The 23,833-nt window shown below is 66.6% G+C and carries 29 protein-coding genes; 21 read left to right on the top strand and 8 right to left on the bottom strand.

Annotation, left to right across the window (positions count from 1 at the left end):
- The first annotated feature begins 42 nt into the window (after positions 1-42).
- Together IEW01_RS09475 and IEW01_RS09470 are read left to right on the top strand one after the other, a co-directional pair.
- Entirely contained in the window at positions 43-456 is a 414-nt protein-coding gene (locus IEW01_RS09475) for a DUF6314 family protein (RefSeq protein ID WP_188527361.1), read from the top strand.
- A gap of 208 nt (positions 457-664) precedes the next feature.
- Entirely contained in the window at positions 665-1,249 is a 585-nt protein-coding gene (locus tag IEW01_RS09470; RefSeq protein ID WP_188527360.1) for a biotin transporter BioY, read from the top strand.
- Positions 1,250-1,304: 55 nt separating this feature from the next.
- Here IEW01_RS09470 and IEW01_RS09465 read toward each other — a convergent pair whose 3' ends face one another.
- From IEW01_RS09465 to pyrC, 8 genes are all read right to left on the bottom strand, one after another.
- Positions 1,305-1,685, bottom strand: coding sequence for a hypothetical protein (locus IEW01_RS09465; protein WP_229738164.1), 381 nt, complete (start codon positions 1,683-1,685; stop codon positions 1,305-1,307).
- Complete coding sequence (locus IEW01_RS17685; RefSeq protein ID WP_229738163.1) at positions 1,669-1,875, bottom strand: hypothetical protein; 207 nt, start codon at positions 1,873-1,875, stop codon at positions 1,669-1,671. The genes IEW01_RS09465 and IEW01_RS17685 overlap by 17 nt, the downstream gene beginning before the upstream one ends.
- Positions 1,876-1,944: 69 nt before the next feature.
- Positions 1,945-2,067, bottom strand: coding sequence for a hypothetical protein (locus IEW01_RS17765; protein ID WP_268236814.1), 123 nt, complete (start codon positions 2,065-2,067; stop codon positions 1,945-1,947).
- A 113-nt stretch (positions 2,068-2,180) separates the two neighbouring features.
- The gene (locus IEW01_RS09460; RefSeq protein ID WP_188527359.1) at positions 2,181-2,609 is read right to left on the bottom strand and encodes a nuclear transport factor 2 family protein; all 429 of its coding nucleotides are present in this window, start codon (positions 2,607-2,609) and stop codon (positions 2,181-2,183) included.
- A gap of 2 nt (positions 2,610-2,611) precedes the next feature.
- Positions 2,612-4,096, bottom strand: coding sequence for a replicative DNA helicase (locus IEW01_RS09455; RefSeq protein ID WP_188527358.1), 1,485 nt, complete (start codon positions 4,094-4,096; stop codon positions 2,612-2,614).
- A gap of 163 nt (positions 4,097-4,259) precedes the next feature.
- Positions 4,260-4,940: an orotate phosphoribosyltransferase gene (locus IEW01_RS09450; protein WP_188527357.1), complete on the bottom strand. Its 681-nt coding sequence runs from the start codon at positions 4,938-4,940 to the stop codon at positions 4,260-4,262.
- Positions 4,937-6,118, bottom strand: a complete 1,182-nt coding sequence (locus tag IEW01_RS09445; RefSeq protein ID WP_188527356.1) for an FkbM family methyltransferase — start codon at positions 6,116-6,118, stop codon at positions 4,937-4,939. The genes IEW01_RS09450 and IEW01_RS09445 overlap by 4 nt, the downstream gene beginning before the upstream one ends.
- 31 nt (positions 6,119-6,149) lie before the next feature.
- Positions 6,150-7,187, bottom strand: coding sequence for a dihydroorotase (pyrC, locus tag IEW01_RS09440; protein ID WP_188527355.1), 1,038 nt, complete (start codon positions 7,185-7,187; stop codon positions 6,150-6,152).
- A 162-nt stretch (positions 7,188-7,349) separates the two neighbouring features.
- Here pyrC and IEW01_RS09435 point away from each other — a divergent pair, with 162 nt between their 5' ends.
- The 19 genes from IEW01_RS09435 to IEW01_RS09345 all read left to right on the top strand — a co-directional run bounded on the left by IEW01_RS09435 (position 7,350) and on the right by IEW01_RS09345 (position 23,832).
- Positions 7,350-7,874, top strand: coding sequence for an O-acetyl-ADP-ribose deacetylase (locus IEW01_RS09435; protein WP_188527354.1), 525 nt, complete (start codon positions 7,350-7,352; stop codon positions 7,872-7,874).
- Between the two features lie 99 nt (positions 7,875-7,973).
- Positions 7,974-8,345, top strand: coding sequence for a hypothetical protein (locus IEW01_RS09430; protein WP_188527353.1), 372 nt, complete (start codon positions 7,974-7,976; stop codon positions 8,343-8,345).
- Between the two features lie 255 nt (positions 8,346-8,600).
- A complete protein-coding gene (locus IEW01_RS09425; RefSeq protein WP_188527352.1) occupies positions 8,601-8,966 on the top strand; it encodes an NADH-quinone oxidoreductase subunit A in 366 nt (121 codons plus the stop codon).
- Entirely contained in the window at positions 8,957-9,490 is a 534-nt protein-coding gene (locus IEW01_RS09420) for a NuoB/complex I 20 kDa subunit family protein (protein WP_188527351.1), read from the top strand. The genes IEW01_RS09425 and IEW01_RS09420 overlap by 10 nt, the downstream gene beginning before the upstream one ends.
- 4 nt (positions 9,491-9,494) lie before the next feature.
- Entirely contained in the window at positions 9,495-10,106 is a 612-nt protein-coding gene (locus IEW01_RS09415; RefSeq protein WP_188527350.1) for an NADH-quinone oxidoreductase subunit C, read from the top strand.
- Complete coding sequence (locus tag IEW01_RS09410; protein ID WP_188527349.1) at positions 10,103-11,326, top strand: NADH-quinone oxidoreductase subunit D; 1,224 nt, start codon at positions 10,103-10,105, stop codon at positions 11,324-11,326. The genes IEW01_RS09415 and IEW01_RS09410 overlap by 4 nt, the downstream gene beginning before the upstream one ends.
- Positions 11,326-12,432 carry an NADH-quinone oxidoreductase subunit NuoE gene (nuoE, locus tag IEW01_RS09405; protein ID WP_188527348.1) on the top strand — a complete coding sequence of 369 codons (1,107 nt, stop codon included), beginning with the start codon at positions 11,326-11,328 and terminating at the stop codon, positions 12,430-12,432. The genes IEW01_RS09410 and nuoE overlap by 1 nt, the downstream gene beginning before the upstream one ends.
- 102 nt (positions 12,433-12,534) lie before the next feature.
- Positions 12,535-13,317 carry a helix-hairpin-helix domain-containing protein gene (locus tag IEW01_RS09400; RefSeq protein ID WP_188527347.1) on the top strand — a complete coding sequence of 261 codons (783 nt, stop codon included), beginning with the start codon at positions 12,535-12,537 and terminating at the stop codon, positions 13,315-13,317.
- Positions 13,318-13,335: 18 nt separating this feature from the next.
- Positions 13,336-13,563 (top strand): DUF5337 domain-containing protein, encoded by a 228-nt coding sequence (locus IEW01_RS09395; RefSeq protein ID WP_188527346.1) that lies wholly within the window; start codon positions 13,336-13,338, stop codon positions 13,561-13,563.
- A gap of 6 nt (positions 13,564-13,569) precedes the next feature.
- Positions 13,570-14,859, top strand: coding sequence for an NADH-quinone oxidoreductase subunit NuoF (gene nuoF / locus IEW01_RS09390; protein ID WP_188527345.1), 1,290 nt, complete (start codon positions 13,570-13,572; stop codon positions 14,857-14,859).
- Between the two features lie 3 nt (positions 14,860-14,862).
- Positions 14,863-16,887, top strand: coding sequence for an NADH-quinone oxidoreductase subunit NuoG (gene nuoG, locus IEW01_RS09385; RefSeq protein ID WP_188527344.1), 2,025 nt, complete (start codon positions 14,863-14,865; stop codon positions 16,885-16,887).
- The gene (locus IEW01_RS09380; protein WP_188527343.1) at positions 16,884-17,291 is read left to right on the top strand and encodes a YNQ4 family lipoprotein; all 408 of its coding nucleotides are present in this window, start codon (positions 16,884-16,886) and stop codon (positions 17,289-17,291) included. Before nuoG ends, IEW01_RS09380 begins: the two co-directional genes overlap by 4 nt.
- Positions 17,292-17,302: 11 nt before the next feature.
- Positions 17,303-18,340: an NADH-quinone oxidoreductase subunit NuoH gene (gene nuoH / locus IEW01_RS09375; RefSeq protein WP_188527342.1), complete on the top strand. Its 1,038-nt coding sequence runs from the start codon at positions 17,303-17,305 to the stop codon at positions 18,338-18,340.
- A 4-nt stretch (positions 18,341-18,344) separates the two neighbouring features.
- Positions 18,345-18,836, top strand: a complete 492-nt coding sequence (nuoI, locus tag IEW01_RS09370; RefSeq protein ID WP_188527341.1) for an NADH-quinone oxidoreductase subunit NuoI — start codon at positions 18,345-18,347, stop codon at positions 18,834-18,836.
- Positions 18,833-19,243 (top strand): carboxymuconolactone decarboxylase family protein, encoded by a 411-nt coding sequence (locus IEW01_RS09365; protein ID WP_188527340.1) that lies wholly within the window; start codon positions 18,833-18,835, stop codon positions 19,241-19,243. The genes nuoI and IEW01_RS09365 overlap by 4 nt, the downstream gene beginning before the upstream one ends.
- Complete coding sequence (locus IEW01_RS09360) at positions 19,240-19,845, top strand: NADH-quinone oxidoreductase subunit J (protein ID WP_188527339.1); 606 nt, start codon at positions 19,240-19,242, stop codon at positions 19,843-19,845. Before IEW01_RS09365 ends, IEW01_RS09360 begins: the two co-directional genes overlap by 4 nt.
- 92 nt (positions 19,846-19,937) lie before the next feature.
- Positions 19,938-20,243 (top strand): NADH-quinone oxidoreductase subunit NuoK, encoded by a 306-nt coding sequence (gene nuoK, locus IEW01_RS09355; protein ID WP_085524907.1) that lies wholly within the window; start codon positions 19,938-19,940, stop codon positions 20,241-20,243.
- Between the two features lie 5 nt (positions 20,244-20,248).
- A complete protein-coding gene (gene nuoL / locus IEW01_RS09350) occupies positions 20,249-22,294 on the top strand; it encodes an NADH-quinone oxidoreductase subunit L (RefSeq protein ID WP_188527338.1) in 2,046 nt (681 codons plus the stop codon).
- Positions 22,294-23,832 carry an NADH-quinone oxidoreductase subunit M gene (locus tag IEW01_RS09345; RefSeq protein ID WP_188527337.1) on the top strand — a complete coding sequence of 513 codons (1,539 nt, stop codon included), beginning with the start codon at positions 22,294-22,296 and terminating at the stop codon, positions 23,830-23,832. Before nuoL ends, IEW01_RS09345 begins: the two co-directional genes overlap by 1 nt.
- Position 23,833: the final 1 nt, after the last annotated feature.

Here is a 23,833-nt window from a genome sequence, read left to right as displayed (position 1 = left end):
GGCGTCATAGACTGGCGGCGGGATTTGAACAAGGCGGGCCGCATGCCGCAACTGGATGACTTCACGGGGCGCTGGCGCATCGCGCGCCGGATCGAGGATGCCTGGATGGACACCACCGGGCTGTTCGAGGGCGTGGCGCGGTTTACCCCCGACGCCGAGGGGCTGCTCTACTCGGAGGTGGGCGAATTGCGGCTGCCGCAGGAACCGCCGATGGCGGCGCGGCGAAAGCTGTTGTGGCGGCAGGACGGGGCGGGGATCGCCGTGCTGTTCGAGGATGGCCGCCCCTTCCATCGCATCGACCCTGCCGCGCGGGTGGTGCAGGACTGGCACGACTGCGACCCCGACGCCTACGATGTCACCTACAATTTCACCCGCTGGCCGCACTGGCGGATGATCTGGAAGGTCTGCGGGCCGCGCAAGGACTACGTTTCGATCTCGGATTTCCGACCGGCATGAGCGACGGCGGTTCCAACCGCCGTGGCAAGCGGTTACGAAACCGCTTGAACGGCGCCGCGACGGGGGCTGCCCCGGAATATTTGCATAACCCGCTTCGCAGCTTTGCAAGATTTCCGCATCCGCGCCCGGCCGTGGCCGCCAACACCCTTGCGCCGCGCGCGCCGCTCGGGCAAAACTGCCGGGACGAATTGAACAAGGGGAGAGACCCATGGCCGTTACCATGAACCGCGTGCTGGGCGAAGCCTTCGGGCCGCAGGCAGGCGCCGCGCGCGCCGCGAAAGAGGTGGCGCTGGTGCTCGGCGGCATCGCGCTGCTGACGCTGGCCGCCAAGATCCGCGTGCCGATGTGGCCGGTGCCGATCACGATGCAGACCTTCGCGGTGCTCGCCCTCGGCGCGGGCCTCGGCTTGCGCCTCGGCTTGATGAGCGTTCTGGGCTACCTCGCGCTTGGCGCGGCGGGCTTTGCCGTGTTCACCGGCGAGGCGGCCGGGCTCGCCTATATCGCCGGGCCGACCGGCGGCTTCCTCGCAGGCTTCGCGCTGGCCGCCGCCGCCATGGGCCTGCTCGCTCGTCGCGGCTGGGACAAGTCCGTTGCCGGGATGGCGGGCGCGATGCTCGTAGGCACCGCGATCATCTATGCCGTGGGCCTTGGCTGGATGGCGCATCTCTTCGCCGCCGAGCATGGCCTCGCCTGGGTGGTCGAAAAGGGCATGCTGCCGTTCCTGCCGGGCGACGCGCTCAAGCTGGTTCTGGCCGCCCTCGTGGTGCCGGGCCTGTGGAAGCTCGCGCGCTGAGGCTGGCAACGCGTTAAATCGAGGAGCGCCGCCCCCCGGGGCGGCGTTTTTCGTTTCATTCCGCCTGCTGCGGGCCGAGTTCGAGCCAGGGCCGCCCTTCGCGAAAGCCCCCGCGCAGGAGATAGCCCGGGGTCTGCACCTCGGGAAAATCACCCGCCCAGTCGCGAAACCGGTCATTGGTCACGATCCGCGCGCCGAGATCGCGCGCGGCGGTGAGGATGAAGGGGTCGGCCGGCGTGCCCTTGGGCACCACCATCACCCGGTCGAGCGGCAGGCCGAGGCGCGCGCTGAAGGCGCGGTCGTTGTGATGGCGACCGAACAGCAGGTAGCCCGCATTGGCGTCGAACACCACGCCGGGGGTCATCCCGAGACTCGCGACATGGGCGAGCACCGCGCGCACGGTGTCGAGATCGGGGGTCTCATTGCGCCAGTGCATCACGTTGGAGCCATCGGATCACCCAGTCCGGCGCCACCCTGTCCGGCGCGGACCACGCCCGCAGGAGCAGGTAGAGGCTGGCGAGGGCCGCGGGGCCGGCCACCAGCACGAGATCGGACCAGCCGGGCAGCAGAACGGCCACGAGCAGCGCGGATATCGAGGCGAACAAGAGGATGGCCGGTGCAATCATGACGCGAGATTAGGGGCCGGGTCCGGCCTCGGCAAGTGGCCCGCGACCTCGGCGGCTGGGGGCGATCCGTCACCGGCTGGTGGCGCTGTTGATGGTCTCGAAGCTGAAAACGCTCGCACCCAAGGCGCTGCGGGTGCGCCCGGGGCAGGTGGTGATCGTCTTGGTGCTGACCGTCGCGGTCGTCGGGCTCACGCTGACGAAAACCTGGCTGCTGATGGTGATCCTCGATCTCGCCTGCCTCGGCCATCTCGGGCTTGCCATCGTGCGGGCGCGCGGCCGCATCCTCGGCTCACGCGCCGCCGGGCTCAGGCCGGTTGCGGCATCGAGTGCCACCAGATACGCACCTCGCGCGCCAGCCCGTCGGGGCCGAACGCCGCGGTGAGCGTGCCGTCGAGGATCATCCGGGGCAGTGGATCGCCGGGGCTGCGCGGGGGCAGGGCGGTGCCGGTGGATTTTGCCCAGATCTCGAACAGCTCTTCCGAGGCGACCTGGTATTCCACGTGCCAGTGCGCGACGCCGCCGGTAGCGGTTTCGGCAAGCACCTCGTAGCTGAGCGAGATATCGTCCTGCAGCTTGATCCGGTCCCAGTAGGCGGCGAGCGCCTCCGGCCCTTCCTGCACCTGGAACGGGGTGTTGTGATAGCGACCGTCGGGCGTGAAGAGCGCGGCGAAACCCGCGCTGTCCTGCCCCTCCCAGACCCGTTTGTAGGCGGCCATGAACTCGTGGATCGTCACGCTCAGAACCCTCCGTCGCCCTGTTGCCACGGTTTGACGAGGTTGCCGAACCGGGTGAAGCGGCCCTCGAAGCTCAGCTCGACGTTGCCGATCGGCCCGTGGCGCTGCTTGCCGATGATCACCTCGGCCCGGCCGTGCAACCGTTCCATCCGGTCCTGCCATTCGGCCATCGCGTCGAGCTTGTCGTCGGAGGGCTTTTCGCGCTCGGCGTAATATTCCTCGCGGAACACGAACATCACCACGTCGGCGTCCTGCTCGATCGAGCCGGATTCGCGCAGGTCGCTCAGCTGCGGGCGTTTGTCGTCGCGGCTTTCGACCTGGCGCGACAGCTGCGAGAGCGCCACCACCGGGATATCCAGTTCCTTGGCGATCGCCTTCAAACCTTGCGTGATCTCCGAAACCTCGTTCACCCGGCTGTCCTTGGCCGTCGCCGGGCGCAGGAGCTGGAGGTAGTCGACGAAGAGCACGTCGAGCCCGTGCATCCGCTTGAGCCGCCGGGCGCGGGCGGCCACCTGGCTGATCGGCAGCGCCGGCGTGTCGTCGATGAAGAGCGGGCAGGCTTCGAGCGCCTTGGCGGCCTCGACGAAGCGGCGGAACTCGCCTTCCGTCATGTCGCCCCGGCGGATCTGCTCGGAGGGTACTTCGCTGGCTTCGGAGAGGATCCGCGCGGCGAGCTGTTCGGCCGACATCTCGAGCGAGAAAAACCCCACGACGCCGCCGTTGATCGCCCCGTCGCCGCCGTCGGGCAACTTGCCCTTCTTGTAGGCCTTGGCGATGTTGAAGGCGATGTTGGTGGCGAGCGAGGTTTTCCCCATCGAGGGGCGGCCCGCGAGGATCAGAAGGTCGGAGCGGTGCAGGCCGCCGAGCTTCTTGTCGAGATCGGTGAGGCCGGTCGAGGTGCCCGCCAGCCCGCCGTCGCGCTGGTAGGCGGCGTTGGCCACCTTCACCGCGTCGGTCACGGCGTTGAGAAAGCTCTGGAAGCCTTTCGAGGTCTGCCCGGTTTCGGCCAGCTTGTAGAGCGCCTGCTCGGCCTCGACGATCTGTTCGGAGGGGGTGCCGGTATCGGCCATGCGCGCGGCGGTGGAGGAGATCTCGGTGCCGAGCTGCATCAATTCGCGCCGCAGATGCATCTCGTAGATCATCTGGGCGTAATCCTGCGCCGCGAAGGACGAGATCGCCGCACCGGCGAGGCGGGCGAGATAGGCCGCGCCGCCCAGCTCCTTCAGCCCCTCGTCATCGGCGAGATAGGCTTTCAGCGTCACCGGCGAGGCCAGCATGTTGGCGGTGATCCGGCGCGCGGCCTCTTCGAAGATGCGCCCGTGCACCGGCTCGTAGAAATGCTCGGGCCGCAGGATCTGGGCGACGCGGTCGTAGGTCTCGTTGTTGGTCAGGATCGCGCCGAGAAGCTGCTGTTCGGCTTCGATGTTGTGCGGCATCGCGCCGGTTTCCGGGCCTTCCGCGTTCTTGATCGGCGTGGCGTCGTTCATGGAGTCCCCCTCTGCGCGACGGTCATAGGCCCCGCTGCGCGCCCCGGCAATCTGGATATCCTGTGGATAACCCGCTTGAGGCGACAAGCTTACCACATCTGGCGTTCAGCGTCGCCGGTGCCGCTGCATCTTGCGCAAATCCCCGCCGGACGGGGCCGGAAAATCAGCGTTTTTTATGCGCTTCCTGCCAGCCGCGCGGGTCGTTCAGGAAGGCCTCGACCTGCGCCAGCGTGGCCGCGTCGAACACGCGCTGGGCCTTGGCTTCCGCCAGCACGTCCCACCAGGTGCACAGGTGGTGAAGCTGAACGCCATGATCTCCAAGGGTTTTCTCGGTCTCGGGGAAAATGCCGTAGTAGAAGATCACCGCCGTATGCCCGCAACTGGCGCCGGTTTCGCGAATCGCGTCGACGAAGGAGAGCTTGGAGCCGCCGTCGGTGGTGAGGTCTTCGACCAGCAGCACCCGCTCGCCCTCGGCCATCGCGCCCTCGATCCGGGCGTTGCGGCCGTAGCCCTTCGGCTTCTTGCGCACGTAGGTCATCGGCAGCGCCAGCCGTTCGGCGACGAGGGCGGCGAAGGGAATGCCGGCGGTTTCGCCGCCGGCGATGTTGTCGAACGCCTCGAACCCCGCCTCGCGCATCACCGTGATGGTGAGGAAATCCATCAGCGTCGAGCGGATGCGCGGGTAGGAGATCAGCTTGCGACAGTCGATATAGGTCGGCGAGGGCAGGCCGGAGGCGAGGATGAACGGATCCTCGGGGCTGAAGTTCACCGCGCCGATCTCGAGCAGCATCCGGGCCGAGAGCCGGGCGATTTCGGATTTGTCGGGGAAGGCGGAGGGGATCATGGTGCAGGCCTCTCGTGCATCGTTTCGGTTCTTTCATCGCCCCGGTCAAAAACCAGGACCTGTCCTTTTCCCTGCCGCAAGTCGAGCAGGAATCCCTGCGCCAGAAGGCTCGCCACGGTCTGACTGATCTCCTGCGCGGTGTTGATGGCCGGGTGGAACTCGACAACGATCCGGCGCACGCCGTCCAGAGTCAACCTCGGCAGCAGGGCGATCTCGCTGCCCTCGATGTCGAGCACGAGAACCGTGGGGCGGAACCCGTCGATCAGCCGGTTGGTGTCGATCTCGCGCTGCTCGATCCGCGTGGCCTGGGTGGCGCGGGGCGCGGTGCCGCTGGCATGAAAATTCGCCTCGACGTGGAAGGCGGTTTGTCCGTCCTTGAGCCCGGCGACACCGATCTCGAGCTTTGCCGGGCAGCCGTTCAGCGCGAAATTCTCGCGGATCACCGGTTCCAGCACCGGGTTGGCCTCGACGCAGAGAATGTCGAGCCCGGGCTGGGCGCGAAAGAGCGACAACGCCATGATGCCGATGCCCGTGCCCAGTTCCAGCACCCGGTCGCCCGGGCGCAGGCCGTTGGTGGCGCCGTGCCGCTCGGCGGTTTCGTACCGGCCCCGGATCAGCCCGAGCAGCATCCCGGGCGGGACCACCCGCGCCGGCACCGACAGCTCGAACCCGAGCGCGGTCACCCGTTCCTCGCGCAGGGCGCGCAGGATCAGGGAGACCTCCCGCGCCCGCTTTGCGGGAATGTCCGGTATCGCCTCGTAGGCGGCGATCGCGGCGTCGCGCTGCCCGTCGAGCATCAGCAGGCGGGCCCGTGTCAGCGCGAGCCCGCGCGCCCGCGGGTGCCGCGCGCAAGCCTCGGCCAGGCGGTGCAGGGCCTGTTCCCGGTCGCCGAGGTCAAAAAGCACCTTGGCGGCGTGCGCAATCTGCCCCGGCGTCCAGGCTCCCTGCGGCGCCCAGTCGCGCGCGAGCGCGCGCGCGCTGTCGGTATCGTTGGCCGCTCGCAGGGTTTTCAGGTGATCATCGGGATACGGCAGCGGCGCACCGCCCCGGATCGCCTCACGGAATCGCTCGAGTGCCTGTGGCCGCTCGTTCCGCTCCAGCAGGGCGCCGATTTCGGTGCTGATCTCGACGGCGGCTGGGCTTCCCCGGTGGGCGGGGCGGTGGCGTGGCCCTCTCAAGGATCTGATCTGCCTGCGCGCCCATCCCATCCTAGTCGACCCGCCAGTGCAGCGGGAAGCCGGGGTCGAACAGGGTCACCGGACCATCGTCGGTTTCGATCACCGGCGGGTAGGCGACCGGATCGCCCCTGGTGAGCGTGATCGTCTCCTCGTTCGCCGGCAGCCGGTAGAAGGCGGGGCCATTGAGCGCGCCGAAGCCTTCGAGCCGGTCGAGCGCGCCCTCCTGCTCGAACACCTCGGCGAGGCACGACATCGTGTTGGTCGCCGAGAACACCCCGGCGCAGCCGCAGGCGTGCTCCTTGAGATGCGTCAGGTGCGGCGCGGAATCGGTGCCGAGGAAGAAGCGCGGGTTGCCCCCCGTCGCGGCGGCGCGCAGCGCCAGCCGGTGCTCCTCGCGCTTGGCGACGGGCAGGCAGTAGTAATGCGGGCGGATGCCGCCCACCAGCAGGTGGTTGCGGTTGATGATCAGGTGGTGGGTGGTGATCGTCCCGCCGAGATCATCGCCGCCGGCGGCCACGTAATCCACCCCGTCGCGCGTGGTGATGTGCTCCATCACCACCCGCAGGCCCGGCGTGGCGCGGCGGATCGGATCGAGCACGGTTTCGATGAACACCGCCTCGCGGTCGAAGATATCCACCTCCGGCGTCGTCACCTCGCCGTGCACGCAGAGCGGCAGGCCGATCTCGGCCATGGTTTCGAGCACCGGCCGCACCTTGTCGAAGTCGCGCACGCCGGAGGCCGAGTTGGTGGTGGCGCCCGCCGGGTAGAGCTTCACCGCCGTCACCAGCCCGCTCTCGGCGGCGGCTTTCACGTCCGCCGGATCGGTTTCCTCGGTGAGGTAGAGCGTCATCAGCGGGGTGAACGCCATCCCCTCGGGCAGCGCCGCCATGATCCGCGCGCGGTAGGCGGCGGCGTCGGCCGCGGTGACCACCGGGGGCACGAGGTTCGGCATCACGATGGCGCGGGCGAAGTGGCGCGCGGTTTCGGGCAGGACGGCTTTGAGCATGCTGCCGTCGCGCAGATGCAGGTGCCAGTCGTCGGGGCGGCGGATCGTGAGTGTCTGGGTCATCGCGGAGGGAAATAGCGCAAGGGCGCGGGCGGGGCCAGTGGGTTTGTGCGCCGATGCCACCGGCGATAGACTTGCCGCGCGGAGACTGGCCGGGGGGCCGGAGGAGGCGCCGATAGAAACCCGCGCCGGGTTATCAGGCGCGGCAAGGAAGGAAGGGTGCGCATGAGTGTCGAGATCATCGTGGCCGATATCACCACGCTTGCGGTGGATGCGATCGTCAACGCGGCGAACGAGAGCCTGCTTGGCGGCGGGGGTGTGGATGGCGCGATTCACCGTGCCGCCGGGCCCGGGCTGCTGGCGGAATGCCGAACCCTCGGCGGCTGCCCGACCGGTGAGGCGCGGCTTACGGCGGGTTACGATCTTCCGGCGCGCCACGTGATTCACACCGTCGGGCCGGTCTGGCGCGGCGGCGGTGCGGGGGAGGCGGCGTTGCTGGCCGCGTGCTACCGTCAATCGCTCGCGCTCGCCGAGGCGGCGGGCTGCGACAGCATCGCCTTTCCCGCGATCTCGACGGGGGTTTACGGCTACCCGGCCGGGCTTGCGGCGGCGATCGCGGTGCGCGAGGTTCTGGCCTGGCAGAACAGCGGCTCGCAACCGGGGCGGATCATCCTGTGCTGCTTTTCCGAGGAAAGCGCCGCGGCGCATCGGGCGGCGATGCGCCAGCATGAGGAAAAGTCGTTAAAGTGAAATGATTGTTACATTTGTTCGCCATTAATCGGCAAAAAAGGTTCGATAAGTGAAAGCACTAATGACGACTTCCAGTCGCGTGCCGGGGCACCGGTCGCCATGCTGACCGGGGCGGCCATTCTCTATGCCCTGCTTGCCCTCGTCGTGGTGGCATTCCAGATCGCGATGGCGCTCGGCGCGCCCTGGGGGCACCTGGCGATGGGCGGGCGGTTCCCGGGACGATTCCCGTTGCCGATGCGTTTCGCCGCGTTGCTGCAAGGCGGGCTGATCGCGGTCTTCGCCCTGGTCATGCTCGGCCGGGCCGGGCTGGTCAGCCCCGCGCCGCCGCTCTGGCTGGTCTGGGCAGTGGTGGCGGTTTCGGCGCTTTCGGCGGCGATGAACCTCGCGACTCCGTCGATTCCCGAACGCCGCCTGTGGGGCCCGGTGACGCTGGCGATGCTGGTTTGCGCGATCCGCGTGGCGCTGGGGTGAGCATTTCGTGCTGCAGCTGCGAAAAAATCCATCGGCCTGCCGGAGCGTTCCGGCCGGTCCGCGCGGCGCGGGCGCGGCGGAATGTGCGGTAAACAATCGGATACAAAGGGAAAAAGATCCGTCGATCCGGCCGTTTCGCAAAGATATTCGCCGTGTGGAATGTGAACGCGGTTCGGTTGACCCCCCCGACCCCCGGGAGTAAACCGCGCACGACGAGCGAAACTCTTGCGGGTCACCCCGCCAAAGGAGCCTCACGTGGAAGACCTTCTTCGCGAATACCTCCCGATCATGATATTCTTGGCCGTCGCCGTCGCCCTCGGGCTGGTGTTCCTGATCGCGGCCGCGGTGCTGGCGGTGCGCAACCCCGACCCGGAGAAGGTTTCGGCCTATGAATGCGGCTTCAACGCCTTCGATGACGCGCGCATGAAGTTCGACGTGCGGTTCTACCTCGTGTCGATCCTGTTCATCATCTTCGATCTCGAGATCGCCTTCCTGTTTCCATGGGCGGTGGCGTTCAAGGATGTCGGGTTGCTGGGCTTCTGGTCGATGATGGTGTTCCTCGCCGTGCTGACGATCGGCTTTGCCTACGAATGGAAGAAGGGGGCGCTGGAATGGGAGTGATGACCGGGGCCAATACGGCCGGGGCCGACAAGGAAGCCGGCGCGAAGGCGCTGGGCGAGGAACTCGCCGACAAGGGCTTTTTGCTCACCACCACCGACGACATCATCAACTGGGCGCGCACCGGCTCGCTGCACTGGATGACCTTCGGGCTCGCCTGCTGCGCCGTCGAGATGATCCACGGCGCCATGCCGCGCTACGATTTCGAGCGCTTCGGCACCGCGCCGCGCGCTTCGCCGCGCCAGTCGGACCTGATGATCGTGGCCGGCACTGTGACCAACAAGATGGCACCGGCGATCCGCAAGCTTTACGACCAGATGCCCGAGCCGCGCTACGTGATCTCGATGGGCTCCTGCGCCAACGGCGGCGGCTACTACCATTATTCCTATTCGGTCGTGCGCGGGGTGGACCGGCTGATCCCGGTCGACGTCTACGTGCCGGGCTGCCCGCCCACGGCGGAAGCGCTGCTCTACGGGGTGCTCCAGCTCCAGCGCAAGATCCGCCGCACCGGAACCATCGTGAGGTAAGCCCATGTCGGACGATGCCCTGAAAGAGCTTGGCGCGGAGATCGCGGCGAAACGGCCCGAGCAGGTCGCGTCGCATCACGTGTCGCACGGCGAGCTGACCGTCGAGATCCGCGCCAGCGCGCTGCCCGGCTTCATCGAGTTTCTCAAGAGCGACCCGAACTGCAAGTTCTCGACCCTGATCGACATCACCGCGGTCGACTGGCCCGAGCGCGAGCAGCGCTTCGACGTGGTCTACCACTTGCTGTCGATGTACCAGAACCAGCGCATCCGGGTGAAATGCCCGGTCGACGAGGGCGATCTGGTGCCGTCGGTCACCGGGGTGCACGCCACAGCGATGTGGTTCGAGCGCGAGGTGTTCGACATGTTCGGCATCGTCTTCACCGATCACCCCGACCTGCGGCGCATTCTTACCGATTACGGCTTCCGCGGCCATCCGCTGCGCAAGGATTTCCCCACCACCGGCTATACCGAGGTGCGCTACGACGAGGTCAAGAAGCGCGTGGTCTACGAGCCGGTCTCGCTGGTGCAGGAATACCGGCAGTTCGATTTCATGTCTCCCTGGGAGGGCGCGCAATACGTGCTTCCCGGTGACGAGAAAGGGGAGGCGCAGGAATGATGGACGGCGGCAAGGGTTTCGAAGACGCCCAGACGGGCGAGCAGAAGATCCGCAATTTCAACCTGAACTTCGGCCCCCAGCACCCGGCGGCGCACGGCGTGTTGCGCCTCGTTCTGGAGCTTGATGGTGAGATCGTCGAGCGGGCGGACCCGCATATCGGCCTGCTTCACCGCGGCACCGAGAAGCTGATGGAGAGCCGCACCTACCTGCAGAACATCCCCTATTTCGACCGGCTCGATTACGTCGCGCCGATGAACCAGGAACATGCCTTCTGCCTCGCGATCGAGAAGCTCACCGGCACCGAGGTGCCGCGCCGGGCCAGCCTGATCCGGGTGCTTTATTCCGAGATCGGCCGGATCCTCAGCCACCTGCTCAACACCACCTCTCTGGCGCTCGACGTGGGCGCGCTCACGCCGCCGCTGTGGGGCTACGAGGAGCGCGAGAAGCTGATGGGCTTCTATGATCGCGCCTGCGGCGCGCGGCTGCACGCGAATTACTTCCGCCCCGGCGGCGTGCACCAGGATCTGCCGCCCGACCTGCTCGACGATATCGAGGCCTGGTGCGACAGCTTCCCCGCGGTGCTCGACGATATCGACAACCTGATCACCGAGAACCGCGTGTTCAAGCAGCGCACCGTCGATATCGGCATCGTCACCGAGGACGAGATCCAGCAATGGGGGATGACGGGCGTGATGGTGCGCGGCTCGGGCTTCGCCTGGGATCTGCGCCGCGCCCAGCCCTACGAATGCTACGACGAGTTCGAGTTCGACGTGCCGGTGGGCACCCATGGCGACACCTATGACCGCAACAACTGCCGTATCGCCGAGATGCACGAGAGCGTGAAGATCATGCGCCAGGCCATCGCCAAGCTGCGCGCACCGGACGGGCAGGGCGACGTGCTCGCCCGCGGCAAGATCGCGCCGCCGAAGCGGGGCGAGATGAAAACCTCGATGGAGGCGCTCATCCACCACTTCAAGCTCTACACCGAGGGGTTCCACGTGCCGGCGGGCGAGACCTATGCCGCCGTCGAGGCGCCCAAGGGCGAATTCGGCGTCTACCTCGTGGCCGACGGCACCAACCGGCCCTACCGCTGCAAGATCCGCGCGCCCGGCTACGCGCACCTGCAATCGCTCACCCATATCGCCAAGGGCCACCAGCTTGCCGACGTGGCGGCGCTGGTGGGCACCATCGACATCGTCTTCGGGGAGATTGACCGCTGATGCTGCGCCGTCTGCACCATGACCAGCCCGAGAGCTTTGCCTTCACGCCCGCCAACCTGGACTGGGCGAAGGCGCAGCTCACCAAGTATCCCGAGGGCCGCGAGGCGAGCGCGGTGATCCCGCTGCTCTGGCGCGCGCAGGAGCAGGAGGGCTGGCTGAGCAAGCCCGCGATCGAATACGTCGCCGACATGCTCGGCATGGCCCATATCCGGGCGCTCGAGGTGGCCACGTTCTACTTCATGTTCCAGCTGCAGCCGGTGGGGTCGGTCGCGCATTTCCAGATCTGCGGCACGCTGTCGTGCATGATCATGGGCGCGGAAGACCTCGTCGCGGTGGCGAAGGAAAAGATCGCGCCGGTGCCGCACATGCTGTCGGCCGACGGCCGGTTCTCGTGGGAAGAGGTGGAATGCCTCGGCTCCTGCGCCAACGCGCCGATGGCGCAGGTCGGCAAGGATTACTACGAAGACCTCAGCACCGAGAGCTTCGCCGAGTTGATCGACCGGCTCGCGGCGGGCGAGGTGCCGGTGCCTGGTCCGCAGAACGGGCGCTACGCCGCCGAGCCGCTCAGCGGGTTGTCGTCGCTCACCGATTACGAGAGCGGGCGCACGCAGTATAACGCCTCGGTGGCGCTGGCCACCGGGCTTGGCGACACGATCAAGCGGATCGACGGCAGCGAGGTGCCGGTGACCACGCCGTGGCTCGCCGGCGGCCGCAAGGTGCACGTCAGCGCCAGGAAGGCGGCGAAACCGGCGGCCAAGCCTGCCGTGAAGGCGCCGCCCAGGACGGCCGGGCCCACCGGCGTGCCCCCGGCCGGGACGGGCACCAAGCCCGAGGCGCTTGCCGAGCCGCGCGCCGGCGGGGCCGACGATCTCAAGCAGATCAAGGGGGTCGGGCCGAAGCTCGAATCTCTGCTGAACACGCTCGGGTTTTTCCATTTCGACCAGATCGCGAAGTGGACCGGGGCCGAGGTGGCCTGGGTCGACGAGAACCTCGAAGGGTTCAAGGGCCGGGTCAGCCGTGACGACTGGGTGGAGCAGGCCAAGCGCCTCGCCGCCGGTCAGGAAACCGAGTTTTCGGCCAAGGTGAAGAAGGGCGACGTCTACTAGGCGTCGGGTACGAGTGAAGACGGGACGCGCGAAGATCAGATCGGTCAGAGCCGGCGGCGCGCCCGAAGGGACCGACCAACAGGAATTATGGGGACTTGAACGATGACTGACACGGACCAAGGCATGTTTTCCTGCCGCAATATCTGCTGGATCGTCGGCGCACTACTCGGCCTCGTGCTGCTCCTGCTCATCGGCGGCTTCTGGGGCCTGATCGCGGGCGTCCTGCTCGCCGCGGCGGTCGCGATCGTGCTGCAGCGGATGTTCTGCGCCGTCGCCGGTGCGGAGCGCGCCACCGGCGTAGCGGCGGGCGTGGGCACGGGCGCGACGGCGGCCAAGCCGGCCGACGTGGCGGCCGCGGCCGAGAAGGAAGCGGTCGACCGGGCGCTGGCCGAGGCGAAGGCCGCCGAGGACAAGGCCGAGGCCGAAAAGGCTGCCGAAGCCGCAGAGGCCGCCGAGAAGGCGGCCCGCGAGAAGGCCGCGGCGGAGGCGGAATCGGGGCGCAAGGCCGCCGCCGAAGAGGCCGCTGCCGAGGCCCGTGCGGCAAAGAAGGTGGCGAAGGACAAGGCCGCACCGGCCGCGGACGCGGGCGAAGGCACCCGCCCCGAGGCGCTCGACGCGCCGCAGGGCGGCAAGGCGGACGACCTCAAGTTGATCAAGGGCGTGGGCCCGAAGCTGGAACAGGCGCTGCACGACCTGGGCTTCTACCATTACGAGCAGATCGCCAACTGGACGGCCGACGAGGTGGCCTGGGTCGATCAGAACCTCAAGGGGTTCAAGGGCCGGGTCAGCCGCGATGGCTGGGTCGATCAGGCCCGGGCGCTGGCGAGCGGGGAGGAGACGGAGTTCTCCAAGCGCGCGTCCGGCAGTGGCATGTATGACGAGTAAGCCCCGGGAGTGAACGCATTGAGCACCGATCCGGATGAAAGAGCCCTGGCGCGGCAGGGCCGCATGGCGGCCCTCGTGGCCGCCGCAACCGGGCTGTTCTGGATCGGGGCGATCTGGGCGGGCAACGCAATGGACTGGCCCCAGCGCACCCGCGCGCTGCTCGATCTCGTGGCGCTGGCGGGGTTCGCCTTCGTGCTGATCGTGACGTTTCGGATCTGGCGGGCACGCCGGAAAGATGAAGGATAGGCAGGAATGTTGAAGGATCAGGACCGGATCTTCACCAACCTTTATGGCATGCACGAGCGCACCCTCGCGGGCGCGAAGGCGCGCGGCCATTGGGATGGCACGGCCGGGATCATTGCCAAGGGCCGCGACTGGATCGTCGACGAGATGAAGGCGAGCGGCTTGCGCGGCCGGGGCGGGGCGGGCTTTCCCACCGGCCTCAAGTGGTCGTTCATGCCGAAGGAAAGCGACGGCCGGCCCGCCTACCTGGTGATCAACGCCGACGAATCCGAGCCGGGCACCTGCAAGGACCGCGAGATCATGCGCCACGATCCGCACACGCTGATCGAGGGCGCGCTGATCGCGAGCTTCGCGATGGGGGCGCATAGCTCCTACATCTACATCCGGGGCGAATACATCCGCGAGCGCGAGGCGCTGCAGGCGGCGATCGACGAGGCCTATGACGCCGGCCTTCTGGGCAAGAACGCGGCGGGCTCGGGCTGGGATTTCGATCTTTTCCTGCACCACGGCGCCGGCGCCTATATCTGCGGCGAGGAAACCGCGCTGATCGAAAGCCTCGAGGGCAAGAAGGGGATGCCGCGGATGAAGCCGCCGTTCCCCGCGATGGCGGGGCTTTACGGCGCGCCGAGCACGGTCAACAACGTCGAGAGCATCGCGGTGGTGCCCACGATCCTGCGCCGCGGGGCCGACTGGTTCGCCTCTTTCGGGCGGCCCAACAACGCCGGCACGAAGCTGTTCGCCATCTCCGGCCACGTCAACAACCCTTGCGTGGTGGAAGAGGCGATGTCGATCCCGTTCGAGGAACTGATCGAAAAGCACTGCGGCGGCATTCGCGGCGGCTGGGACAACCTGCTGGCGGTGATCCCGGGGGGTTCCTCGGTGCCGGTGGTGCGCGGCGAGAACATGCGCGATGCGATCATGGATTTCGACTACCTGCAGAAGGATCTCAAGTCCGGCCTCGGCACCGCCGCGGTGATCGTGATGGACAAGTCCACCGATATCGTGAAGGCGATCTGGCGGCTGTCGAAGTTCTACAAGCACGAAAGCTGCGGCCAGTGCACGCCCTGCCGCGAGGGCACCGGCTGGATGATGCGGGTGATGGACCGGCTGGTGCGCGGCGAGGCGGAGATCGAGGAGATCGACATGCTGTTCGACGTCACCAAGCAGGTGGAAGGCCACACGATCTGCGCCCTTGGCGACGCGGCCGCCTGGCCGATCCAGGGCCTCATTCGCAATTTCCGCGACGAGATCGAGGACCGTATCAAGGCCCAGAAATCGGGCCGGATGGCGGCGGAGTAAGATATGAGCGACCTGAAGAAAATCGTCATCGACGGCAACGAGATCGAGGTGGACGGGGCGATGACCCTGATCCAGGCCTGCGAAGTCGCAGGGATCGAGGTGCCGCGCTTTTGCTACCACGAGCGGCTGAGCATCGCGGGCAACTGCCGGATGTGCCTCGTCGAGGTCGTCGGCGGCCCGCCAAAACCCGCCGCCTCCTGTGCCATGCAGGTGCGCGATCTTCGCCCCGGCCCGGAAGGCCAGCCGCCGGTGGTGAAAACCAACTCGCCGATGGTGAAGAAGGCGCGCGAGGGGGTGATGGAGTTCATCCTCATCAACCACCCGCTCGATTGCCCGATCTGCGACCAGGGCGGCGAATGCGACCTTCAGGACCAGGCCATCGCATATGGCGTCGATTTCAGCCGGTTCCGCGAGCCCAAGCGGGCGGTGGAGGATATCGACCTCGGCCCGCTGGTCGAAACCCACATGACCCGCTGCATCTCCTGCACCCGCTGCGTGCGCTTCACCACCGAGGTGGCCGGGATCACCCAGATGGGCCAGACCGGGCGCGGCGAGGATGCCGAGATCGTCAGCTACCTGAACGAAACGCTCGATTCCAACCTGCAGGGCAACATCATCGACCTTTGCCCGGTGGGCGCGCTCACATCGAAGCCCTACGCCTTCACCGCGCGGCCCTGGGAGCTTTCCAAGACCGAAACCATCGACGTGATGGATGCGCTCGGCAGCAATATCCGGGTCGATACCAAGGGCCGCGAGGTCATGCGGATCCTGCCGCGCAACCATGACGGGGTGAACGAGGAGTGGATCTCCGACAAGACCCGCTTCGTCTGGGACGGTTTGCGCCGCCAGCGGCTCGACAGGCCCTATGTGCGCAAGGACGGCAAGCTCGCCCCGGTCGAGTGGCCTGAGGCGCTCGGCGCGGCGGCACAGGCGATGAGGGGGGCCAAAAAGCTCGCCGGCCTGGTCGGCGATCTCGCCTCGACCGAGGCGGCGTTCTCGCTCAAATCCCTGATCGAAGGCATGGGCGGCGCTGTTGAATGCCGCACCGACGGGGCCAAGCTGCCCGAGGGCAACCGCTCGGCCTATGTCGGCACCGCGACGATCGAGGACATCGACGGCGCGAAGATGATCCAGCTCATCGGCACCAACCCGCGCGACGAAGCGCCGGTGCTGAACGCGCGCATCCGCAAGGCCTGGCTGAACGGGGCGACCGTGGGGCTCGTCGGCGAAGCCGTTGATCTCACCTATGATTACGTCCACGTCGGCACCGACCGCGCCGCGCTCGAAGAGCTGGCGGGCAAGGAGATCGGCGCGACGAAGGATCTGCCCAGCGTGGTGATCGTCGGTCAGGGCGCGCTGAACGAGGCCGATGGCGAGGCGGTTCTGGGCCTCGCGATGCAACTGGCGGAAAACTCCAACTCCCGGCTCATGGTGCTGCACACGGCGGCCGGTCGGGTTGGCGCGATGGACGTGGGCGCCACCACCAAGGGCGGGCTCAAGGCCGCCACCGAGGGCGCCGACGTGATCGTCAACATGGGGGCCGACGAGATCGAGATCGAGGCGGGGCCTTTGGTGATCTACATCGGCAGTCATGGCGACCGCGGCGCGCACCGCGCCGACATCATCCTGCCCGTCGCTGCCTATACGGAAGAATCGGGGCTGTTCGTGAACACGGAAGGCAGGCCGCAACTGGCCCTGCGCGCCGCCTTCCCGCCGGGCGAGGCGAAGGAAAGCTGGGCGGTGCTGCGCGCGCTCTCCGGCGAGCTTGGCGCGCCCCTGCCGTGGGACAGCCAGGCGGCGCTGCGCCGGGCGATGATCGACGCCGTGCCGCACCTGGGCCGGGTCGACGAGGTGCCGGAAAACACCTGGCAGCCGGTTACTCCCGGCAAGCCCGGCAAGGCGGATTTCCGTAACGTGGTCAAGGACTTCTACCTTACCAACCCGATCGCGCGGGCCTCGGCCCTGATGGGGCAGCTCAGCGCTCAAGCCAAGGCGCGGCGAGCCGAAGAAGGCATCGCCGCCGAATGACGCTGCGCGCCGCCCATATCGCCTCTGCCGGGGCCCTCGCGCTCGCGGCCTGCGCCGAGACGGAAAGCCCCGTCTCGCGCGACGCGCTGCCGTTCGATCCGGTCTATCTCGGCATCGAAACCGGGCTGCTCGACGGCGACCTGGTGCAGTTCGACGTGTCCATGCGCGGGGCGCGTGATACCGAGGACGTGGCCGATTACGGCGAATGCGCGGCGGCGCAATACGCGCTCATCCGGGGATACGGTTTTGCCCGGCATGTGCGCACCAACGTGCAACAACAAGGTAGCGTCTGGACGGGGAATGCCGTTTACGTCATCTCCGACGCGCTGCCGCAAGGCTTGCGGACGATCGACGCGGAAGTGACGGTCGCCGCCTGCGAGGACAACGGGATACCGACGATCTGAGGCCATGCACCATGTATGAATTCTTCACGACCACCAACCTCGGCATCGCGCTGCTCATCACCGGGCAGGTGCTGCTGATCGTGGTGCCGCTTCTCGTGGCGCTGGCCTTCCTGCTCTGGGCCGACCGCAAGGTCTGGGCCGCGGTGCAGCTGCGCAAGGGCCCCAACGTGGTGGGCGCCTTCGGCCTGCTGCAGAGCTTCGCCGACTTCATCAAGTACGTGGTGAAGGAAATCGTCGTGCCGGCCGGGGCCGACAAGTTCGTCTTCTTCCTCGCGCCGCTGCTCAGCCTCGTGCTGGCGCTGGTGGCCTGGGCGGTGATCCCGTTCAACGAGGGCTGGGTGCTCGCCGATATCAACGTGGCGATCCTGTTCATCTTCGCGGTCTCCTCGCTCGAGGTTTACGGCGTGATCATGGGCGGCTGGGCCTCGAACTCGAAATACCCATTCCTCGGCTCGCTCCGTTCGGCGGCGCAGATGATCTCCTACGAGGTCTCGATCGGCCTGATTATCATCGGCGTGATCATCTCCACCGGCTCGATGAACCTCACCGCCATCGTCAATGCGCAAGCCGGGGCGGGGCTGCTTTCATGGTACTGGCTGCCGCATTTCCCGATGGTGTTCTTGTTCATCATCTCGGCGATGGCCGAGACCAACCGCCCGCCGTTCGACCTGCCGGAGGCCGAATCCGAACTGGTGGCCGGCTACCAGGTGGAATATTCCTCCACCCCCTTCCTGCTCTACATGATCGGCGAATACGTCGCGATCACGTTGATGACGGCGCTGATCACGCTCCTGTTCTTCGGCGGCTGGCTGTCGCCGATCCCGGGGCTGGCCGACGGCATCCACTGGATGTTCCTCAAGATGGGGTTCTTCTGGTTCCTGTTCATGATGACCAAGGCGGTGGTGCCGCGTTACCGCTACGACCAGCTCATGCGGATCGGCTGGAAGGTGTTCCTGCCGCTGTCGCTGGCCTGGGTCGTGCTGGTGGCGTTCTTCGCGCAATACGGCGCTTTCTGGGGCACTTACGCCCGCTGGACCACGGGAGGCTGAAGTCATGGCATTCGACTACGTCCGCGCCGCGAAATACTTCGTGCTCTGGGATTTCCTCGTCGGCTTCAAGCTGGGGCTGAAGTATTTCTTCAAGCCCAAGGCGACGCTGAACTACCCTTACGAGAAGGGCCACCTAAGCCCGCGTTTCCGCGGCGAGCACGCGCTGCGCCGCTACCCCAACGGCGAGGAACGCTGCATCGCCTGCAAGCTGTGCGAGGCGATCTGCCCGGCGCAGGCGATCACCATCGACGCCGAACCGCGCGATGACGGTTCGCGCCGCACCACGCGCTACGACATCGACATGACCAAGTGCATCTACTGCGGTTACTGCGAGGAAGCCTGCCCGGTGGATGCCATCGTCGAGGGGCCGAACTTCGAGTTCGCCACCGAAACCCGAGAGGAGCTTTTCTACGACAAGGCCAAGCTGCTCGACAACGGCGATCGCTGGGAAGCCGAGATCGCCCGTAACCTGGAGCTGGACGCGCCCTACAGATGAGCGATTTCGCACGCACATATGCCCAGATGATGGAACAGGCCGCGACGATGGCGCGGGCGATGAACCCGAGCCTGGCCGAGTTCACGCCAAAGGGCTTCGAAAAGCTCGTGCCGACCATGCCGCGCGACTGGATGGAGGCTGTCTTCGGCAATGCCTTCAACCCCGACGGGCTGGATGCGAAAACCCGGCTCATGGTCACGCTGGCGGGTCTGGTGGCCACCGGCGCCCATGCCGAGCCGCAGATCACGCTCACCGTGCGCCACCTGCGCGAGGCCGGCGCGACCGAGAAGGAAATCGCGGAAGTCATCTACCAGATGTCGATGCTGGGCGGGCTTCCGGCCATGAACCGCGCATTGGAGCTCGCCAAGGGCGTCTTTGCGGAAATTGACGAGGAGGGGGGCGCATGACCGTCGCCGGATTTGCATTCTACGTCTTTGCGCTGACCGTGCTGGTGGGGGGGCTGTTCACTGTGGTGAGCCGCAACCCGGTGCACGCGGTGCTCTGGCTGATCACCGCTTTCATCGGGGCGACGGGTCTTTTCGTGCTGCTCGGAGCCGAGTTCATCGCGATGCTCTTGATGATCGTCTACGTCGGCGCGGTGGCGGTGCTGTTCCTCTTCGTGGTGATGATGCTCGACGTCGATTTCGCCGAATTGCGGGCGGGGATGGCGAAATACCTGCCCATCGCTCTGCTGATCGGGGTGATCCTGCTCGTCGAGCTGGGGATGATCCTCGGCACCTGGGTCACCGCGGATGGCGTCGAGATGCTGGCCGCGCCGGTGGCGGGCGAGGTGCAGAACACCGCCGCGCTCGGGATGGTGATCTACACCGACTACATCCTGCTGTTCCAGCTGGCCGGCCTTGTCCTGCTGGTGGCGATGATCGGGGCGATCGTGCTCACCATGCGCCATCGCCGCGACATCAAGCGCCAGAACGTGGTCGAACAGATGCACCGCGACCCGAAGGCGGCGATCAGGATGATCGACGTGAAGCCGGGGCAGGGGCTGTGAGCCGGCAGGTCGCAACGAGCTCCGCGCGCCACGGCGCCGGGGCGTGACGAGACAAAAATCATCCGTCGAAGGCGGAACGAACGAGGGACGACATGGTTGGACTTGAACATTACCTGGGGCTGGCGGCGGCGCTTTTCGTCATCGGCATCTTCGGGCTCTTCCTCAATCGCAAGAACATCATCGTGCTCCTGATGTCGATCGAGCTGATCCTGCTCGCGGTCAACATCAACCTGGTCGCCTTCTCGGCCTATCTCGGTGATCTCACCGGGCAGGTCTTCACCCTGTTCGTGCTCACCGTCGCCGCCGCCGAGGCCGCGATCGGCCTCGCGATCCTCGTCAGCTTCTTCCGCACCCGCGGCTCGATCGCGGTGGAAGATGTCAACGTGATGAAAGGCTGAGGCACATGGTTCAGATCATCCTCTTTGCGCCCCTCGTCGGGGCCATCATCGCGGGCTTCGGCCACCGGATCATCGGCGACAGGGCGGCGCAGATGGTCACCACCGGGCTGCTGTTCCTCGCCGCTTTCCTGTCGTGGATCGTGTTCCTGTGGCTGCCCGAGGGCACCCAGCACATCCAGATCATGCGCTGGATCGATTCCGGCAGCTTCCAGACCGACTGGTCGATCCGGCTCGACCGGCTCACCTCGATCATGCTTGTGGTGGTCACCACGATCTCGGCACTCGTGCACCTCTACTCGATGGGTTACATGGCGCATGACGACCAGTTCGAGCCCGAAAGCTACCGGCCGCGCTTCTTCGCCTACCTGAGCTTCTTCACCTTCTCGATGCTCGCGCTGGTGACCGCCGACAACCTGCTGCAGATGTTCTTCGGCTGGGAAGGCGTGGGCGTGGCCTCCTACCTTCTGATCGGCTTCTACTACAAGAAACCCTCCGCCAACGCCGCCGCGATCAAGGCCTTCGTGGTCAACCGGGTGGGCGATTTCGGCTTCGCGCTCGGCATCGCGGCGATCTTCCTGCTGACCGACTCGATCCGGCTCGACGAGGTGTTCGCCGCCGCGCCGATGCTGGCCGAAACCGACGTGCGCTTCCTCTGGACCGAGTGGAACGCGGCCAACCTCATCGCCTTCCTGCTCTTCGTCGGCGCGATGGGCAAATCGGCGCAGCTGTTCCTGCACACCTGGCTGCCGGACGCGATGGAAGGCCCGACCCCGGTGTCGGCCCTGATCCACGCCGCCACCATGGTGACGGCCGGGGTGTTCCTCGTCAGCCGCATGTCGCCGTTGATGGAATACGCGCCGCAGGCGATGGGCTTCATCGTGGCGATCGGTGCGGCCACCGCCTTCGTCGCCGCCACCATCGGCCTCGTGCAGAACGACATTAAGCGCGTGATCGCCTATTCCACGATGTCGCAGCTCGGCTACATGTTCGTGGCCGCCGGCGTCGGCGTCTACTCGGTGGCGATGTTCCACCTCTTCACTCACGCCTTCTTCAAGGCGATGCTGTTCCTCGGCGCAGGCTCGGTCATTCACGGGATGCACCACGAGCAGGACATGCGCAATTATGGCGGGCTCAAGTCGAAATTCCCGATCACCTTCTGGATCATGCTGATCGGCACGCTGGCGATCACCGGCGTGGGCATTCCGCTCACCCATATCGGCTTTGCCGGGTTCCTGTCGAAAGACGCGGTGATCGAGAGCGCCTGGGCCGGCACCGATGGCGGCGCGGCGTTCTGGCTGCTCGTTGTCGCGGCGCTGTTCACCTCGTTCTACTCCTGGCGGCTGATGTTCCTGACCTTCTGGGGCAAGCCGCGGGGTGACAAGCACACCCATGAACACGCCCATGAAAGCCCGCGCGTGATGACCATTCCGCTCGGCGTTCTGGCGCTCGGCGCGGTGTTTTCGGGTATGGTCTGGTATGGATCGTTCTTCGGCTCGCACGAGGAGGTGAACCGCTTCTTCGGCATCCCCGAGCACCAGGTCGAGGCCGTCGATGAGGGCGGGGAAGGCGAAGAGGCCGCGCACGCCGTCGCCGCAGCGCCCGAGGGGGCGATCTTCATGCATCCTGACAACCACGTGCTCGACGATGCCCACCACGCGCCGACATGGGTGAAGGTCTCGCCCTTCGTCGCCATGGTGATCGGCTTCGCCACCGCCTGGTGGTTCTACATCGCCAACCCGACGCTGCCCAAGCGGCTCGCCCGCAGCCAGCCGCACCTCTACCGCTTCCTGCTCAACAAGTGGTATTTCGACGAGGCCTACGATTTCCTCTTCGTCCGTCCCGCCAAGGCGCTCGGCCGGTTCCTGTGGAAGCGCGGCGACGGCAACGTGATCGACGGTGCGATCAACGGGCTGGCAATGGGCGTGGTGCCCTGGTTCACCCGTCTCGCCGGGCGGCTGCAATCGGGCTACGTCTTCACCTATGCCTTCGCGATGGTCATCGGGATCGTCGTTCTCATCACCATCATGGCGATCACCGGAGGGGCGAACTGATGGACAACCTGCTTTCGATCGTCACCTTCCTGCCGCTGGTGGCAGCCGGCATCCTCGCGGCCTTCCTGCGCGGCGACGACGAGGCGGCGCAGCGCAACGCCAAGTGGCTTGCGCTGGCCGCGACCACGGCGACCTTCCTGATCTCGCTCGCGGTGCTGTTCAAGTTCGAACCGGCCAACACCGGTTTCCAGCTGGTCGAGGAACACACCTGGCTGATGGGCTTCACCTACAAGCTCGGCGTCGACGGCATCAGCGTGCTCTTCGTGATGCTGACCACGGCGCTCATGCCCATCGCGATCGCCTCCACCTGGGGCGTGACGACCCGGGTGAAGGAATACATGATCGCCTTCCTGATCCTCGAGACGCTGATGATCGGCGTCTTCGTCGCGCTCGACCTGGTGCTGTTCTACCTGTTCTTCGAGGCCGGCCTGATCCCGATGTTCCTGATCATCGGCATCTGGGGCGGCAAGGAGCGGATCTACGCCGCCTTCAAGTTCTTCCTCTACACCTTCCTTGGCTCGGTGCTGATGCTGGTGGCGATGATCTACATGTATGTCGAGGCGGGCACGACCGACATCCCGGCGCTGATGCGCCACAGCTTCGGCTCGGAAAGCTTCTCGCTCCTCGGGATCCAGGTCGTCGGCGGGGCGCAGACGCTCCTGTTCCTCGCCTTCTTCGCCTCCTTCGCGGTGAAGATGCCGATGTGGCCGGTGCACACCTGGCTTCCCGACGCGCACGTGCAGGCGCCCACGGCCGGCTCGGTGGTGCTGGCGGCGATCCTGCTCAAGATGGGCGGCTACGGCTTCCTGCGCTTCAGCCTGCCGATGTTCCCGCAAGGGGCGGCGGTGATGACCGATCTCGTGCTCTGGCTCTCGGTGATCGCCATCGTCTGGGCCTCGCTTGTGGCGCTGGTGCAGGAAGACATGAAGAAGCTCATCGCCTATTCCTCGGTGGCGCACATGGGCTATGTCACCGCCGGCATCTTCGCGGCCAACCAGCAGGGCGTGGACGGGGCGATCTTCCAGATGATCTCCCACGGCTTCGTCTCCGGCGCGCTCTTCCTCGCCGTTGGCGTGATCTACGACCGGATGCACACCCGCGAGATCGCCGCCTATGGGGGCCTCGTGAACCGGATGCCGGCCTATGCGGCGGTGTTCATGTTCTTCACCATGGCCAACGTCGGCCTGCCCGGCACCTCCGGCTTCGTCGGCGAATTCCTCACGCTGGTCGGCATGTTCAAGGCCAACACCTGGATCGCCGCGGTGGCCGCCACCGGCGTGATCCTGTCGGCCGGCTACGCGCTGTGGCTCTACCGCCGGGTCGTCTTCGGCGACCTGATCAAGGAAAGCCTCAAGGCGATCACCGACATGGACACCCGCGAGAAGGCGATCTTCGCGCCGCTGGTGGCCGCCACCCTCATCCTCGGCGTCTACCCGAGCCTGGTTCTCGACCTGATCGGGCCCTCGGTGACCGCGCTGCTCGACCAATACCACGCCGCCTTGCCCGCTCTCGCGGACAGTGCCACGGTCTCGAATTGAG

This window comes from Sinisalibacter lacisalsi (genome assembly GCF_014640115.1).
GTDB lineage: Bacteria > Pseudomonadota > Alphaproteobacteria > Rhodobacterales > Rhodobacteraceae > Sinisalibacter > Sinisalibacter lacisalsi.
The sequence above is the reverse complement of the archived record's forward strand: the minus strand, read 5'-3'. Positions and strand labels throughout refer to the sequence as shown.